Genomic DNA, 13418 nt, shown 5'->3' with positions numbered 1-13418 from the left:
AACGGGGGCTCGCTTGAGGTAACGGGATCCCAGCGTACATAGTCACTGAACGTAACCAAGCCCTCTGAAGGAGAAGCATGACCCTGTTCCGTCTCGACGCCAGCATCCGCATCGACGGCTCGACGAGCCGCGCCCTCGGCGACATCGTCGAACGCGAGTGGCGCGCCGGCCACCCCCACGCGGAGATCACGCGTCGCCACCTCGGCTCCGACCCCATCCCGTCCACGTCCTGGTCGGACGCGGTCGCCGGATCCATGACGCCCGCCGACGCGCGCACCCCCGAGCAGCAGGCCGCCGCGGCTCTCGCTGCGACGCTGACCGACGAGCTCGTCGGGGCCGACGCCCTGCTCTTCGCCGTGCCGCTCTACAACTTCGGCGTCTCCCAGCACTTCAAGACGTACGTCGACCTCGTGCTCACCGACCCCCGCATGGCTCCCGGCCAGCCCTCCGCCATCGCCGGCACACCCGCCGTGCTCGTCACCGTGCAGGGCGGCAACTACGCGGCCGGGACCCCGCGCGAGGGCTGGGACCACGCGACCGCCTGGATGCGCCGCATCCTCGAGGACGTCTGGCAGCTCGACGTGGAGGTCGTCACGCGCGAGTTCACGCTCGTCGGGGTGAACCCCGCGCTGGACCAGTTCGCGGACATCGCCGCCGAGCTCCGGACGCTCGCCGAGACGCGCGCCGGGGATCACGGGCGCAGCCTCGCGACGCGCATGGCGAGCTGAGGCGAGCCCGGCTCAGGCCGGCGGCCGCCGCGGGTGCGTCATCCCGTACACCGCGGCCTGCGTGCGCCGCTCGACGCCGATCTTCTCCAGCAGCCCGGAGACGTAGTTCTTCACGGTCTTCTCCGCGAGGCCGAGGCGCTCGCCGATCTGCCGGTTGGTGAGGCCCTCCGTGATGAGCGCGAGGATCTGGCCCTCGCGGAGCGTCAGGCGCGGCTCGTCGGCGGGGGCGGCGGGCACGAGGATCCGGGCGCGGGCCCGCCGCACCACCTCGCGGTCCATGAGCTGGCCGCCCGCGGCGACCCGGCGGATCGCGTCGACGAGGCCGGCGCCGCGGATGTCCTTGAGCAGCCAGCCCTGCGCCCCGGCGAGCACGGCGGCCTCGAGCGCGGAGTCGTCGTCGAACGCCGTGAGCATGATGCACGGCAGGTCCGGGTGGAGCGAGCGGATGCGGCGGCAGGCGTCCACGCCGGATCCGTCGGGCAGCCGCACGTCGAGCACCACGACGTCGGGCCGGGTCGCGGCCACGCGCGCGACCGCGTCGCGCACGGTGCCGGCCTCGCCGACCACCTCGAGGTCGGCCTCGCGCTCGATCACGTCGGCGATGCCGCGGCGCACGAGCTCGTGGTCGTCGAGCAGGAACACGCGGGTCATCGGATCCCTCCTGCCGCGCCGGGCACGCTCCACGTGAGCACGGCGCCGCCGCCCTCCTGCGGGGCGAGCGAGCTGGATCCGCCGAGCGCCACCGCCCGCGACTCCAGGTTCGCGATGCCGCTGGCGCGCGTGCGGCCGTCCGGCCCGCGGCCGTCGTCGGAGATCCGCACGGTCGTCGCGTCGGCGGCGCAGCCCACCTCGACCACGACCGAGGTCGCGTCGGCGTGCCGCACGGCGTTGGCGAGGCCCTCGCGCACCACGGCCTCCACGTCGTCGAGCAGGTCGCCCGCGACCACCTCGTCGACGTGCCCGTGGAACACGATGCGCGGCGGGGTCGGGAACGACCCCGCGACCTCGCTCACGACGTCGAGCAGCCGGTGGCGGGCGCCGGCGACGCGCGGCTGGCTGGCGCGCAGCGCGAAGACGGAGGTGCGGATCTCGGCGATCGCGTCGTCGAGCAGCGTCTGCACCGCCTCGATCCGGGCGTGCACCGAGGGCGCGACCGCGTGCACGTCCATGCCGTTCAGCGAGAGGCCGGCGGCGAACAGGCGCTGGATCACGTTGTCGTGCAGGTCGCGGGCGATGCGCCCGCGGTCCTCCAGCAGGGCGACGCGCTCGCGGGCCGCCCGCGCGCCGCGGAGCTCGAGGGCGACGCTGGCGTGGGCGGCGAAGTCGGCGACGAGGTCGAGGTCGAGGTCCACAAAGCGCGCGGATCCGGGGGCGCGCGCCACGAGGAGCGCCGCGTCGAGGCCGCCGGGCCGGGCGAGCGGCACGGTGATCGCGCTGCCGGTGGAGCCCTCGCCGTCGGGGGATCCGGGGTGCGCGACCCCCAGCGCGAGCGCCGGCAGGCCCGACGCGATGACGCCGGCGGCCGGCGTCTCCTCCGCGCTGAACACGCGGCCGACGTAGGCACGCGCGTCCTCGCCCCAGGCGTCCTCGGTCGCGAACGCGCCGGACGGCGTGCGGGCGACGACCGCCACCACGGCGGCGTCGGTCAGGCGGATCACGGACGACGCGATGAGCCCGAGCGGGTCGTCGCCGTCCTCGTCGAGCAGCGCCGACGCGATCTCCGCCTGCGCGAGCGCCCAGCCCTGCCGCCGCTCGGACTCGCCGAACAGGCGCGCGTTGTCGATGGCCACGCCCGCGGCGGCCGCGAGCGACATGAGCAGCTCCTCGTCCTCCGGGCTGAACGGGCCGTCGGCGCGGTCGGTGAGGTAGAGGTTGCCGTAGACCTCGTCGCGCACGCGGATCGGGACGCCGAGGAAGGAGTCCATCGGCGGGTGGTGCGCGGGGAAGCCGGCGGAGCGCGGGTCGTCGGCGAGGTGCTCGCGGCGCACCGGCTGCGGGTCGTCGATGAGCGCGCCGAGCAGGCCGAGCCCGCGCGGCAGGTGGCCGATGCGCGTGGCGAGGTCGGTGTCGATGCCGACGTGGATGAACTGCTCGAGCCGCCCGTCCGGCCCGATGACGCCGAGGGCGCCGTAGCGCGCGCCGACGAGGTCCACCGCGGCCTGCGCGATGCGCCGCAGCACGTCCTCGAGGTCGAGGTCCTCGGCGATGGCGCGCGTGGCGGCGAGCAGGTTCCGCAGGCGGCCCTGCGACTGGAGGACGTCGCCCGCCTTCTCGACGAGGTCGGCGATGGACCTCTCCAGCGCGGAGCGGGGCAGGTCGGGGAAGCCCATGGGCGGGTCGGTGCGCACGTGCATCCTCTTCCCCGGACCGGCGGTCCACGGGACCTCCGGCCCTACGTCACCCGGCCGGGCCGCGCGACGCTCGAAACCTAGCACCCGCTAGGCGGAGGAGGACCACGGTGGACGAGACGACGACAGCCCGGACGATGCCCGGGGGCCGGTGCGTCGTGGGCTTCGACGGGTCCACCGCGAGCGTCACGGCGCTCGGCTGGGCCGTGGCCCGGGCGATCCGCGCGGGCCACGAGGTGCAGCTGGTCGGCGTCGTCGACGACGACGCGGGCGCGATGGGCGCCGCCTACGCGCAGCAGAGCGCGCACGACCTGGGCGCCCTGCTCTCGTCGACGGCCGCCCGCGTGGCGGCCGCGCATCCGGGGCTCGCCGTCACCACGCGCCTCGTCACCGGTCCCGTCGCCCCCGCGCTCGCCGCGGCCGCGCGCCCGCGGGACGTGCTCGTCGTCGGATCCGACAAGACCGGCTACGCCCGCGGCCGCCTCTACGGCGTGCGCAGCGTGCAGCTCGCCTCCCTCGTGCCCGGCCCGCTCGTGGTCGTGCCGTCCGCCGACCTCCGGCTCCGCGACGGCGTCGTCGTGGCGCTCGACGGCACGGCGACCTCCGACGCGCTCGCCCGCGCGGGCGCCGCGGAGGCGTCCGCCGCCGGTTCCCGCGTGAGCATCGTGCACGCCGTGCCGCAGGACGGCGGCGCCGACGCGCGCCACCTGGGCGACGAGGTGCTGCACCGGGCGCTCGAGGTGGCGCACGAGGTGGATCCCGGCCTCGAGGTCACCCGTCACCTCACCTCCCGCCGCCCCGCCGAGGCGATCCTCAACCTGGCCCGCGACCGCGCGCTCCTCGTGATCGGCCGCTCGCGCCGCACGCCGTCGCCCGGCATCGGCGGCACCCTCCACGAGGTGCTCCTCAACGCGAACGTGCCCGTGATGATCCTGCCGGGCACCCCGACCCCGAAGACCGACCCGAGCACGACCGAGACCGAAGAGGCCTGACCATGAGCACGCGAGAGAACAGCAAGCTGACCGTCGTCGGAGCCGGGAGCGTGGGCGCGAGCGTCGCGTACGCGGCCCTCATCCGCGGATCCGCCCGGCACGTCGCGCTCTACGACATCGCCGCCGACCGCGTCGAGGCCGAGGTGCTCGACCTCGCGCACGGCACGCAGTTCACGGGCGCGAGCGAGATCAGCGGCGGATCCGACCTGCGGGTCGCGGAGGGATCCCACGTCGTCGTCATCACGGCCGGCGCCAAGCAGCGGCCCGGCCAGTCGCGCACCGACCTCGCGGGCGTCAACGCGGGGATCGTCGAGGCGATGATGCCCGGCCTCCTCGAGGTCGCGCCCGACGCCGTCTACCTCCTCGTCACGAACCCGTGCGACGTCATGACGGTCATCGCCTCCCGCGTCTCGGGCCTGCCGCGCTCGCGCGTCTTCTCCTCCGGCACCGTGCTCGACACCTCGCGGCTCCGCTGGGAGCTCGCGCGCCGCGCCGGCGTCTCCACCAGCAGCGTGCACGCGCACATCGTCGGCGAGCACGGCGACACCGAGTTCGCGCTCTGGGACGAGGCGATGATCGGCACCGTCCCGATCCTCGAGTGGGAGTCCGAGGGGCACCCGCGCATGACGGTCGACGAGCTCGAGCTGATCGCCGTCGACGTGCGCGACGCCGCCTACCGGGTGATCCGCGGCAAGGGCGCGACGAACCACGCCATCGGGCTGTCGAGCGCGCGCATCGCGGAGGCGATCCTCCAGGACCAGCGGGCCGTGCTGCCCGTGAGCACCGTGCTCGACGACTTCCACGGGATCGACGGCATCGCGCTGTCCGTGCCGTCGATCGTCGGCGCGCACGGCGCGACCCCGATCCGGAACACGCCGTTCTCGGCCGCCGAGCTCGCGAAGCTGGCCGTCTCGGCCGAGGCGCTCACCGCCGTGCTCGCGACCGTGGGGGCCTGAACGCCATGTGGACGCAGGATCCGGATCCGTTCGGCCTCCCGTGGCTCTCGGCGCTCGTCGCCGCGATCCCGATCCTCGTGTTCCTCTTCTGCCTGGTGGTGGTGAAGCTCACCGGGCTGCAGGCCGCGGGCATCGCGCTCGTGGCCGAGGCGGTGGTGGCGCTCGCCGTGTTCGGCATGCCGGTCCCGGCGCTCGCGGGCGCGGGCCTCCTCGGCCTCCTCAGCGCGATCTGGCCGATCGCGTACATCATCCTCATGGCCGTGTGGCTCTACCGGCTGGCGGTCGCGAGCGGGAAGTTCGACGTCATCCGCGCGTCCATCGCCGCGATCTCGCCCGACCAGCGGATCCAGGTGCTCCTCATCAGCTTCTGCTTCGGCGCGTTCCTCGAGGGCGTCGCCGGGTTCGGCGTGCCCATCGCGATCTGCGCGGCCATGCTCGTGACGCTCGGCTTCCGGCCGGTGCGCGCGGCCATGATCAGCCTGGTCGCCAACTTCGCGGCGGGTGCGTACGGCGCCGTCGGCATCCCCGTCATCGTGGGCGCGCAGGTCGGCGGGATCGACGTGATGGACCTCTCGCGCGACCTCGCGCTCATCCTCCAGCCGGTCACGCTCCTCATCCCGTTCCTGCTCGTCGTGATCCTCGACGGGTTCCGCGGCCTCCGCGAGACCTGGCCGGCGACGCTCGTCGTGACCCTCGTCTTCAGCGGCACGCAGGCGGCCGTGCTCCTCTTCCTCGGACCCGAGCTCGCCGCGATCCTGCCGGGGCTCCTCGGGATGGTGGCGCTCGCCGCGCTGCGGCTCGTCTGGCAGCCGCGGCACACCTTCGTCGAGGGGGAGCCGCGCGTCGCCGCGAGCCCGCCCGTCGGGGGAGGCGCCGGCCGGGCCGGGGGATCCACCGCGACCGCGACGCTCACCGCGCCGGTCGCGACGGTGCCCGCAATCGCACCCGTCCGCCACACGCCCCGCGAGGTGCTCGCCGCGTGGAGCCCGTTCTACGTGCTCACCGTGCTCGTCTTCGTGTGGAGCACGCCGGCGTTCAAGGCGCTCTCCGCGCCCGGCGGCCCGCTCGCCTGGGCGGTCGTCACGGTGCCGATGCCCGGCGTCACCGGGCGGATCACCACCGCGGGCGGCGCGGTCGTCGCCAACGCGTGGAGCTGGACGCCCCTCGGCGCGACCGGCACCGCGATCCTCCTGGCCGTCGTGATCACCGCCCTCACCTCCCGCGCGCTCACCCGCCCCGTGGTGCTCGCGCAGCTGCGCAGCACGTGGCGCGACCTGTGGAAGGCGCTCGTGCTCATCGCCGCGATCCTCGTGCTCGCCCAGATCGCGAACCTCTCGGGCGGATCCGCGGGCATCGGCGGCGCCCTCGCGGGAGCCGGCGTCTGGTTCCCGCTGCTCGCACCCGTGATCGGCTGGGTCGGCGTCTTCCTCACCGGTTCGGTCGTGAACGCCAACACCCTGTTCGCGCAGCTGCAGGCCACGACGGCCGGGCGGATCGGCGTGGACGCGACGCTGCTCGTCGGCGCGAGCACCGCGGGCGGCGCGGCGGCGAAGGTCATCTCGCCGCAGTCGATCGCGATCGCGGCCGGCGCGGTGGGCCTGTCCGGCCGGGAGGGCGAGATCCTGCGGGCGTCCATCGGCTACAGCCTCGGGATCCTTGTGGTGCTCAGCCTCTGGACCTTCGGGCTCTCGCAGCTGCTGCCGGGCTAAGGCGGGCGGGCGGGCGGGCGGCGCCGGGCGGGCGGCGACCGCGTCCGCCCGGCCGCGACCGCGGGACCAAGGGCCCTGCCCGGGCGGCGGGCGCGGATCCAGCATGGGGCCATGACATCGCCCGCCACGTCCCCCGCCGACGCACCCCGCCCCGGACCCCGCCCGGTGCGCCCGGTCGTCGATCCCACGGCCGAGCCCGTGCCCGCCGCGCAGCAGCCCGCGATCCCCGCCGGCAGCGTCGTCGTCGGCCACGACGGATCCGCCGCGGCGCAGGCCGCGCTCGACCAGGCGCTCGAGCTGGCCGCCGCGCTCGCCGCGCCGGTGGTCGTCGTGCGGACGTGGTCCATCGACACGGCGCCGCCCGGGGCCGTGTTCCACGACGGCTTCGCGGCGTCGTTCGCCGAGATCGGCGAGACCGTCGAGGAGCGGCTGCGGGCCGACACCGCGTCGAGCGCGCGCCGCCACCCCGAGCTCGACGTGCACCTGCGGAGCGTGCTCAGCCAGCCCGCCGAGACGCTCATCGCCCTGTCGCACGACGCCCGGATGCTCGTGGTCGGCTCACGCGGGCTCGGCGGCTTCGCCGGGATGCTGCTCGGCTCGGTGAGCGACCGCTGCGTGCGGCACGCCCGCTGCCCGGTCCTCGTCGTGCCGCGCACGCGCGATCCGCGCGGGTGACCGCGACCGCCGATCCGCCGGGACCTCCGCCTCTACGCCGACGGCTCGCCGGGGGCGAGCCTGGTCGTGTCGCCGCACCGGCGGCCCGTCCGCAGAGGAGCCCCCATGTCCGCCCGCACCCCCGCCTCGCCGCGCGTCTCCCCCGACCGCGAGCGCGCCGTCGTCATCTCGGCCTCGGCGACCGCCCTCGAGCACCACGCCCCGAGGAGCACCCGCGAGCACCTGGCGCGGCTCGCCGCCGAGTCGTACGACGCGATCGTCGCCCCGGGCATCACGGTCCACGACTACCTGCGGAACCTCGTCGTGCACCGCGTGCGCGGCCGGCTCGACGAGGAGCGGGCGCAGGCGGAGGCGGCGCGCCCGAGGGTCGAGCAGCGGGACACGCGTCGCGTCGTCGTCGGCTTCGACGGATCGCCCGCGTCCGAGTCGGCCCTGGATCGCGCGATCCTCATCGCGGGCTCGCTGGGCGTGCCCGTGCGGGTCGTCGTGGCCTGGCACCACCCCGTGTCCTCCGGGCAGTTCCCGCTCTCCGGGGATCCCGGCGCCGACGCGCGGCGGCTCCTCGACGGCACCCTCGCCGCGCGCTCCGGCACCGAGCCGCCGACGCGGATCACCGGAGCGGCCGTCGAGGGCCTCCCCGCGCGCGTGCTCGTCGCCGAGAGCCGCGACGCGCAGATGCTCGTCGTCGGCAGCCGCGGGCACGGCGGATTCGCGGGCCTGCTGCTCGGGTCGGTCAGCGCCGCGTGCGCGGAGCGGGCCGAGTGCCCGGTGCTCGTGATGCACGCGCCGCGGGTGGAGCACGAGGATCCCGTGAGCGCGGGCGCCGAGGCCCTGGGCGACGGCAGCCGGGCGTCGGACGCGCCCGCGTGGGCCGGTGCCTGACGGGTCGACGCGCCGATCGACGCGCCGCCCGGATCCGCTCAGCCGATCCCGAGGTCGAGCTCCGGCTCGGGATCCGCCGCCTCGGCGGCCGCGGCCGGCACCAGCGCGACGACGATGCGCACGCCGTGCCCCGCGGGATCCACGCGCAGCGTCACCGTGCGGCCCATGAGCGCGTCCGCCTCCGCGACGCCGTCCCGGAGGGCGACCTCCACGGTGATGCGCTCCAGCGCCCGCGACAGGGCGCGACCCCAGTCGGCCGCGTGCGGGCTCGAGGAGAGCGCGACGACGCGCTCGCCGTCGGACCCCGCCTCGGCCGGGTCGGCGGGCACGGGCGTCGGGTCGTCCCCGAGGCCCGTGATCGGCGCGGTGACGACCGGCGGCGCGTCCTCCACCCCCGGCACCACCCCCGCCGCGACGCTCATGCGATGCCCGCCGTGACGCGGGGCGGCGCCGGGACCGGGGCGGCGGGCTCGTCGTGCATCACCAGCACCGGGCAGGCGGCGTGCTCCGCGACGGCCGAGCTCACGGATCCGAGCAGCAGGCCCACGAAGCCGCCGTGCCCCCGGCTGCCCACGACGAGCATCTGCGCCTCGCGGCTGAGGCGGATGAGCACGCTGGCAGCGCCGCCCTCGTGCAGCTCGGTCGTGAACCACGCGGGCACGTCGGCGCCGAAGCGGGCGCGGACGGCGTCGGCGACCATGGCGCGCGCGAACTCCTCCGGCGACCAGTCGACGATGCCGAAGCCGCTGTACTGCACGGGCATCTGCCACGCGGCGACGAGCCGCAGCGGGGCGTCGAGGGCCCGGGCCATGACGATGGCGCGGTCGAGCGCCACGAGCGCGGCGGGGGATCCGTCGAAGCCGACGAGGAGGGGGCGCGAGTCGCGCGGGGCGGTGGTGTCCAGGGGGGAGGTCATGCGCGACGGTAGCCCCGCGGCCGACGCGCGCGGCAGGGCCGAAGGTCCCCACGGGTGCGCGCCGGCCCCGCATCACCCGCCCAGCGCCATCACGTACCGCCGGCACACGTGCACGCGCCGGAACCGCGCCCGCATCTCGGCCTCGCGCTCGATCGGCGCGTGCAGGAACGCGAGCACGGGCCGGCCGAGGCCGTCGGGCGTCGTGAAGCCCGTCGTGTCGTCGCCGTCGCTCACGAAGACGTGCAGGTAGCGGGTGCCCTCGACGAAGCCGACCCGGCGGTACCAGGCGTTCGCGGCGGGATCCTCGCGGGTCCAGGCGTCGAGCTCGGTCGCGCCGGTCGCGGCGACGAGCGGGAGCGCGGCCCGGAGCAGCGCCGAGGCGATCCCGCGGCCCTGGTGGTCGGGGTGGACGGCGACGGTTTCGATCGTGGCGAGGGCGCCCTCGACGCCGGCGTCGAGGATCCCGACGATCGTGCCGTCGGTGTCCTCGGCGACGAGCGCGACGGGCGGCTCGGCGGGTTCCGGCCGGCGGGGCAGGACGTCGTCGAAGTACTGCGAGCCGAGGAAGGAGAGCGCGCGGCAGCGGATCCAGCCGGGCTCGTCGGCGGGGGAGTAGGCGCGGATGGTGGGCGCGGGGTGCGCGGGCATGCGGGGTCCTGTCGTCGAGGCGCGCCGGGCCGAGCGGCCGGGCGCGGGTGGAGGGGGAGCGGGGCGGGCGCTCATCTCGACGACATGCGTCCACCGTGCCGGACTGGGTGATCCCCCCGCAAGGCCTGCTGCGGATCCGCGTGGCTCAGCCGAAGACGTACGACGCGAAGTCCGCGGGCACCGTCTCCCGCTGCCAGGCCAGCTCCGCTACGAGCGCCTCGCCCGTCAGCGCCTTCCGCGTGTACCGCGGGATCTCGCGGCCGTGGGCGGCCATGTGGGCCACGGCCGCGGCCTGGCCGACGGCTCGCGCGACGGCGGTCGCCTCCGGGGACACGGCGTCGCGGGCCGCGGCATGGCCCGCGAAGGCCAGGGTGCGCATCGCGCCGACGCCCAGCGCTCCGTCCGCGAACGCCGCCGCCCCGGCGATGGCGTCGTCCAGCCGGCCGTCGTCCGGGCGCTCGGCGGAGAAGACCGGCAGGAGCCGCGCCCCGCATGCGGCCGCCCAGACGATGAGCCGCCGACGCTCGCCCTCGGAGAGCGTCAGGTCGGCGGCGTCGATCACGCGTCCAGCGTTCCACACGGGCCCCGCTTGCCGCGGTGTCCGCCCGGATCCCGGCCCCTCGCGTCGCGGGCGCGGCGCGGCGGGCGCAGGATGGATCCATGACGTCCCTCCCCGTGACCGACCTCGCCGCCGAGCTCCGCCAGGTGCACGACCACTGGACCCCGCGGGTCGTGGGGCGGGTGAACGACCAGTACGTGAAGGTCGCGAAGCTGCTCGGCGAGCTGACCTGGCACGCGCACGAGGAGGAGGACGAGATGTTCCTCGTCGTCTCGGGCCGGCTCCGGATCCAGCTGCCCGACGACCAGGAGGTCGTGCTCGGACCCGGGCAGTTCCACGTGGTCCCGCGGGGCGTGCAGCACAACCCCGTCGCGGACGAGGAGGTGGAGATCGTCCTGATCGAGACCGTCACCACCGCGCACACCGGCGACGTGATCGTGCCCGGCACCGTCCCGGTCGAGCGGCAGGTGGGCGGGTTCCGCTGACGCGCGCCGCCGTCCGGCGTCAGCCCAGCCCGCGCCCCATCTGGAGCCGCCGCCCGACGAGGTCGAGTCCGAGCCGCGCCTCGGTCGCCACGAGATCCCGGTGGAACGGCGTGGCCGGCTCCTCCTCGACGAACCCGGCGCGGGCGTAGGCGGGCGCGTTCCACGGCACGTCGGCGAAGGTGCGCAGCGTGATGCGGCCGTGCCCGCGCCGCCGGGCCTCGCCGGCCGCCGCCTCGACGAGCGCGCCGCCGTGCCCGCGGCGCCCGTGCTCGGGCGGCACCGCGACCTGCTCGAGGTGCGCGATGCCGTCGACCTCGAGGACGTGCGCGAAGCCGACGAGCGCGTCGTCGTCCGCATCCGCGTCCTCCGCCACCAGCAGGAACCCGGGCTCGGCGGCCCGCTCCGCCCCCGTCGGCGCGGGCCACCACTCGGCCGGGCGCAGCAGCTCGACGAGGATCCGGTCGGCCCGGTCCTCGATCCCCTGCAGCGCGGCGAGGTCGGCGGCGACGGCGGGGCGGATCCGGGTGGGCATGCCGCGATCGTACGCAGGCGCGGGCCATCCCGGGGCGCTCGCCGCGGTCAGCCCAGCACGCGCCCGGCCGCCGCGAGCAGCACGTCGAGCAGTTCCGTCAGCTCCGCCTGCGCGTGATCCGCGGCCTCGTCCGGCAGGCTGCCGCGACGCATGGCGGATCCCGCGTCGAGCGCCCCGACGAGGTCCGCCGCGAGCTTCCACCGCAGCGCGAGGGCGGCGTCGAGGCCGCGGCGCACGACGTCGAGCGGCACCTCGGATCCCGTCGCGCGGATCCCCGCGGCGTAGCCCGCCACCGCGTCGTCGAGCACGGCGGTCACGTCCGCGACCGACGCGTCACCACGCCGCACGGACGAGAACAGCAGCGACGCGAGGTCGGCGCCCACCGGCCCCGGCCCCACCGACTCCCAGTCGATCAGCACGATCCCGGCGTCGTCCGCGAAGACGTTGGCGCCGGTCGCATCGTGGTGGCAGAGCGTGCGCGGCAGCCCCTCGAGCACGGCGCGCACGCGATCCTGCGATGCGAGGAGGCAGGCCGCGGCGGGGATCCGGTCGCCGAGCAGGGCCGCCGCGTGCGGGCCGGGCGCCGTGAGAGAGCGCGCACCCGCCGCGGCCGCCTCGGGCTGCGCGTGCCGGTCGATCCAGCCGTCGAACAGCCACGGATCCGCCGGCGGCCGCCCGAGCCAGCGCCCGGCGAGCGCGCCCAGGGCCCCGGCGGCGTCGAGCAGCGCGGGCCGATCCAGCGGGCGCGGTCCGCGGTGCCGCACCTCCTCGATCCAGAGGGTCACGCCGCCGTCCGCGTCGCGCGCCGTCCCGTGCGCGCGCGGCGCCCGGATCCCCGGCGGCAGCGCGTCGAGCAGCCCCGACCGGTAGGCGGCCAGCTCGCGCGCGCCGTTCGCGACGAGGTACGGCACGGCCAGCGCCGGCCCCTCCGTCCGCTTCTCGACGACCGACCACGGCACCCGCGCGCCGCCCGCCGCGAGCACCGCCGAGCCGTGGATCCGCACCACGGCCCGGTGCGCGAGGAACGCGGCGTACTCGAGCGGCTCCCGGCGCACGTCCTCCAGCGCCGCGACCGGCCGCCCGACGAGGTCGGCGACGGCGTCGCGCAGCCCCGCGTCCCGTCCGTCGTCCATCCCCCGACGCTAGCGAGGCGGCACCGCATCCGACTGACCCTCAGCTCTCCGGATCGTCCCCGAACGCCCGCACCTCCTGCGGGCAGCGGCACGCCGCCGCGAACCGCGCCGCCCACGACATCACGGATCCGGCCGCCGCCACCCGCACGGGCGGCACGGACTCGCCGATGCTGCCCGCGAAGACCCAGAAGCCAACCACCTGTGAGGTGTTGGACGACCGTCCAACGACCGCCCGGATCCCGTGCGCTCCGCCCGCCCGCCCGGCACCCTCTTCCTCGTCGGCACCACCGACACGCACCGCTCGATCGATCGATCCGATACCCACTCAGGAAGAGGAACAGACCATGAGCAAGCCCACGACGACGACCACCCGCATCGTCGCCACCGCCGCCCTCGGCGGCGGCATGATCGCCGCGCTCGGCGGCTTCGCGGCGGCCCCCGCCCTGGCCGCGGAGCAGGCGACCCCCGCCGATCCGAAGACCAGCGCGGCCGCCAGCCCCATCACCGGCAGCGTCTCGCTCGACCCGGTCGCCATCGTCAACGCCATCAACGTGGCCGTGAACGACCAGCGCGACCGCAACGGCGCCGTCCAGGCGGCCCTCGACGTCGGCTACTACAACGCCGGCAACCCCGACCGCCTCACGGTCGCCGTGGTGAACAAGAACCAGGACATCTTCGTGGAGGGCGCGATCGTCGACGCGAAGCCGATCAACATCAAGGGCGGCAGCTACGTCATCTACTGGTTCAACGGCCCAGGCAAGGTCACGAACAACGGCGACGGCGGCTTCCTGAACTGGGGCGTGCTGGGCAACAGCGTCAAGGACGGCAACGTCATCAGCATCAACGGCGGCTGAT

Annotated in this window: 17 protein-coding genes; 8 read left to right on the top strand and 9 right to left on the bottom strand. The window is 75.9% G+C overall.

Annotation, left to right across the window (positions count from 1 at the left end):
- The first annotated feature begins 77 nt into the window (after window positions 1–77).
- The gene (locus ACMT9T_RS09750) at window positions 78–728 is read left to right on the top strand and encodes an FMN-dependent NADH-azoreductase (protein WP_414745369.1); all 651 of its coding nucleotides are present in this window, start codon (window positions 78–80) and stop codon (window positions 726–728) included.
- Between the two features lie 12 nt (window positions 729–740).
- On the opposite strand, the gene ACMT9T_RS09745 is transcribed toward ACMT9T_RS09750, so the two are convergent.
- Together ACMT9T_RS09745 and ACMT9T_RS09740 are read right to left on the bottom strand one after the other, a co-directional pair.
- Complete coding sequence (locus tag ACMT9T_RS09745; RefSeq protein ID WP_414745368.1) at window positions 741–1379, bottom strand: response regulator transcription factor; 639 nt, start codon at window positions 1377–1379, stop codon at window positions 741–743.
- Window positions 1376–3076 (bottom strand): GAF domain-containing sensor histidine kinase, encoded by a 1701-nt coding sequence (locus ACMT9T_RS09740; protein ID WP_414745367.1) that lies wholly within the window; start codon window positions 3074–3076, stop codon window positions 1376–1378. Before ACMT9T_RS09740 ends, ACMT9T_RS09745 begins: the two co-directional genes overlap by 4 nt.
- Window positions 3077–3186: 110 nt before the next feature.
- On the opposite strand from ACMT9T_RS09740, the gene ACMT9T_RS09735 reads away from it, so the two are divergent.
- From ACMT9T_RS09735 to ACMT9T_RS09715, 5 genes are all read left to right on the top strand, one after another.
- Window positions 3187–4068 (top strand): universal stress protein, encoded by an 882-nt coding sequence (locus ACMT9T_RS09735; protein WP_414745366.1) that lies wholly within the window; start codon window positions 3187–3189, stop codon window positions 4066–4068.
- A 2-nt stretch (window positions 4069–4070) separates the two neighbouring features.
- On the top strand, window positions 4071–5024 hold the full coding sequence (locus tag ACMT9T_RS09730; protein ID WP_414745365.1) for an L-lactate dehydrogenase: 954 nt from the start codon (window positions 4071–4073) through the stop codon (window positions 5022–5024).
- A 5-nt stretch (window positions 5025–5029) separates the two neighbouring features.
- Complete coding sequence (locus ACMT9T_RS09725; RefSeq protein WP_414745364.1) at window positions 5030–6733, top strand: L-lactate permease; 1704 nt, start codon at window positions 5030–5032, stop codon at window positions 6731–6733.
- Between the two features lie 111 nt (window positions 6734–6844).
- The gene (locus ACMT9T_RS09720; RefSeq protein ID WP_414745363.1) at window positions 6845–7408 is read left to right on the top strand and encodes a universal stress protein; all 564 of its coding nucleotides are present in this window, start codon (window positions 6845–6847) and stop codon (window positions 7406–7408) included.
- Between the two features lie 105 nt (window positions 7409–7513).
- A complete protein-coding gene (locus ACMT9T_RS09715; protein ID WP_414745362.1) occupies window positions 7514–8290 on the top strand; it encodes a universal stress protein in 777 nt (258 codons plus the stop codon).
- A 38-nt stretch (window positions 8291–8328) separates the two neighbouring features.
- Here ACMT9T_RS09715 and ACMT9T_RS09710 read toward each other — a convergent pair whose 3' ends face one another.
- The 4 genes from ACMT9T_RS09710 to ACMT9T_RS09695 form a co-directional block, all read right to left on the bottom strand.
- Window positions 8329–8712, bottom strand: a complete 384-nt coding sequence (locus tag ACMT9T_RS09710) for a hypothetical protein (protein ID WP_414745361.1) — start codon at window positions 8710–8712, stop codon at window positions 8329–8331.
- Window positions 8709–9206 (bottom strand): universal stress protein, encoded by a 498-nt coding sequence (locus ACMT9T_RS09705; protein WP_414745360.1) that lies wholly within the window; start codon window positions 9204–9206, stop codon window positions 8709–8711. The genes ACMT9T_RS09710 and ACMT9T_RS09705 overlap by 4 nt, the downstream gene beginning before the upstream one ends.
- 72 nt (window positions 9207–9278) lie before the next feature.
- Window positions 9279–9854: a GNAT family N-acetyltransferase gene (locus ACMT9T_RS09700; RefSeq protein ID WP_414745359.1), complete on the bottom strand. Its 576-nt coding sequence runs from the start codon at window positions 9852–9854 to the stop codon at window positions 9279–9281.
- Window positions 9855–9999: 145 nt separating this feature from the next.
- Complete coding sequence (locus ACMT9T_RS09695; protein WP_414745358.1) at window positions 10000–10416, bottom strand: putative immunity protein; 417 nt, start codon at window positions 10414–10416, stop codon at window positions 10000–10002.
- A 98-nt stretch (window positions 10417–10514) separates the two neighbouring features.
- Between ACMT9T_RS09695 and ACMT9T_RS09690 the strand changes: the two genes are divergently transcribed.
- On the top strand, window positions 10515–10898 hold the full coding sequence (locus ACMT9T_RS09690; RefSeq protein ID WP_414745357.1) for a cupin domain-containing protein: 384 nt from the start codon (window positions 10515–10517) through the stop codon (window positions 10896–10898).
- Between the two features lie 19 nt (window positions 10899–10917).
- On the opposite strand, the gene ACMT9T_RS09685 is transcribed toward ACMT9T_RS09690, so the two are convergent.
- The 3 genes from ACMT9T_RS09685 to ACMT9T_RS09675 are packed head-to-tail and all read right to left on the bottom strand — an operon-like array spanning window position 10918 to window position 12762.
- Window positions 10918–11430, bottom strand: coding sequence for a GNAT family N-acetyltransferase (locus ACMT9T_RS09685; protein WP_414745356.1), 513 nt, complete (start codon window positions 11428–11430; stop codon window positions 10918–10920).
- 47 nt (window positions 11431–11477) lie between these two features.
- Entirely contained in the window at window positions 11478–12563 is a 1086-nt protein-coding gene (locus ACMT9T_RS09680; RefSeq protein ID WP_414745355.1) for a phosphotransferase family protein, read from the bottom strand.
- Between the two features lie 40 nt (window positions 12564–12603).
- Window positions 12604–12762 carry a hypothetical protein gene (locus ACMT9T_RS09675; RefSeq protein WP_414745354.1) on the bottom strand — a complete coding sequence of 53 codons (159 nt, stop codon included), beginning with the start codon at window positions 12760–12762 and terminating at the stop codon, window positions 12604–12606.
- Between the two features lie 145 nt (window positions 12763–12907).
- Here ACMT9T_RS09675 and ACMT9T_RS09670 point away from each other — a divergent pair, with 145 nt between their 5' ends.
- Window positions 12908–13417 (top strand): hypothetical protein, encoded by a 510-nt coding sequence (locus ACMT9T_RS09670; protein ID WP_414745353.1) that lies wholly within the window; start codon window positions 12908–12910, stop codon window positions 13415–13417.
- Window position 13418: the final 1 nt, after the last annotated feature.

The organism is Clavibacter vidaverae (assembly GCF_047529985.1).
Lineage (GTDB): Bacteria > Actinomycetota > Actinomycetes > Actinomycetales > Microbacteriaceae > Clavibacter > Clavibacter nebraskensis_A.
The sequence above is the reverse complement of the archived record's forward strand: the minus strand, read 5'-3'. Positions and strand labels throughout refer to the sequence as shown.

Excerpts from the sequence above, each read along its gene's own strand:
- ACMT9T_RS09750 (WP_414745369.1), top strand. The coding sequence starts at position 78 with ATGACCCTGTTCCGTCTCGACGCCAGCATCCGCATCGACGGCTCGACG.
- ACMT9T_RS09745 (WP_414745368.1), bottom strand. The coding sequence starts at position 1,379 with ATGACCCGCGTGTTCCTGCTCGACGACCACGAGCTCGTGCGCCGCGGC.
- ACMT9T_RS09730 (WP_414745365.1), top strand. The coding sequence starts at position 4,071 with ATGAGCACGCGAGAGAACAGCAAGCTGACCGTCGTCGGAGCCGGGAGC.
- ACMT9T_RS09725 (WP_414745364.1), top strand. The coding sequence starts at position 5,030 with ATGTGGACGCAGGATCCGGATCCGTTCGGCCTCCCGTGGCTCTCGGCG.
- ACMT9T_RS09720 (WP_414745363.1), top strand. The coding sequence starts at position 6,845 with ATGACATCGCCCGCCACGTCCCCCGCCGACGCACCCCGCCCCGGACCC.
- ACMT9T_RS09715 (WP_414745362.1), top strand. The coding sequence starts at position 7,514 with ATGTCCGCCCGCACCCCCGCCTCGCCGCGCGTCTCCCCCGACCGCGAG.
- ACMT9T_RS09710 (WP_414745361.1), bottom strand. The coding sequence starts at position 8,712 with ATGAGCGTCGCGGCGGGGGTGGTGCCGGGGGTGGAGGACGCGCCGCCG.
- ACMT9T_RS09705 (WP_414745360.1), bottom strand. The coding sequence starts at position 9,206 with ATGACCTCCCCCCTGGACACCACCGCCCCGCGCGACTCGCGCCCCCTC.
- ACMT9T_RS09700 (WP_414745359.1), bottom strand. The coding sequence starts at position 9,854 with ATGCCCGCGCACCCCGCGCCCACCATCCGCGCCTACTCCCCCGCCGAC.
- ACMT9T_RS09690 (WP_414745357.1), top strand. The coding sequence starts at position 10,515 with ATGACGTCCCTCCCCGTGACCGACCTCGCCGCCGAGCTCCGCCAGGTG.
- ACMT9T_RS09685 (WP_414745356.1), bottom strand. The coding sequence starts at position 11,430 with ATGCCCACCCGGATCCGCCCCGCCGTCGCCGCCGACCTCGCCGCGCTG.
- ACMT9T_RS09680 (WP_414745355.1), bottom strand. The coding sequence starts at position 12,563 with ATGGACGACGGACGGGACGCGGGGCTGCGCGACGCCGTCGCCGACCTC.
- ACMT9T_RS09670 (WP_414745353.1), top strand. The coding sequence starts at position 12,908 with ATGAGCAAGCCCACGACGACGACCACCCGCATCGTCGCCACCGCCGCC.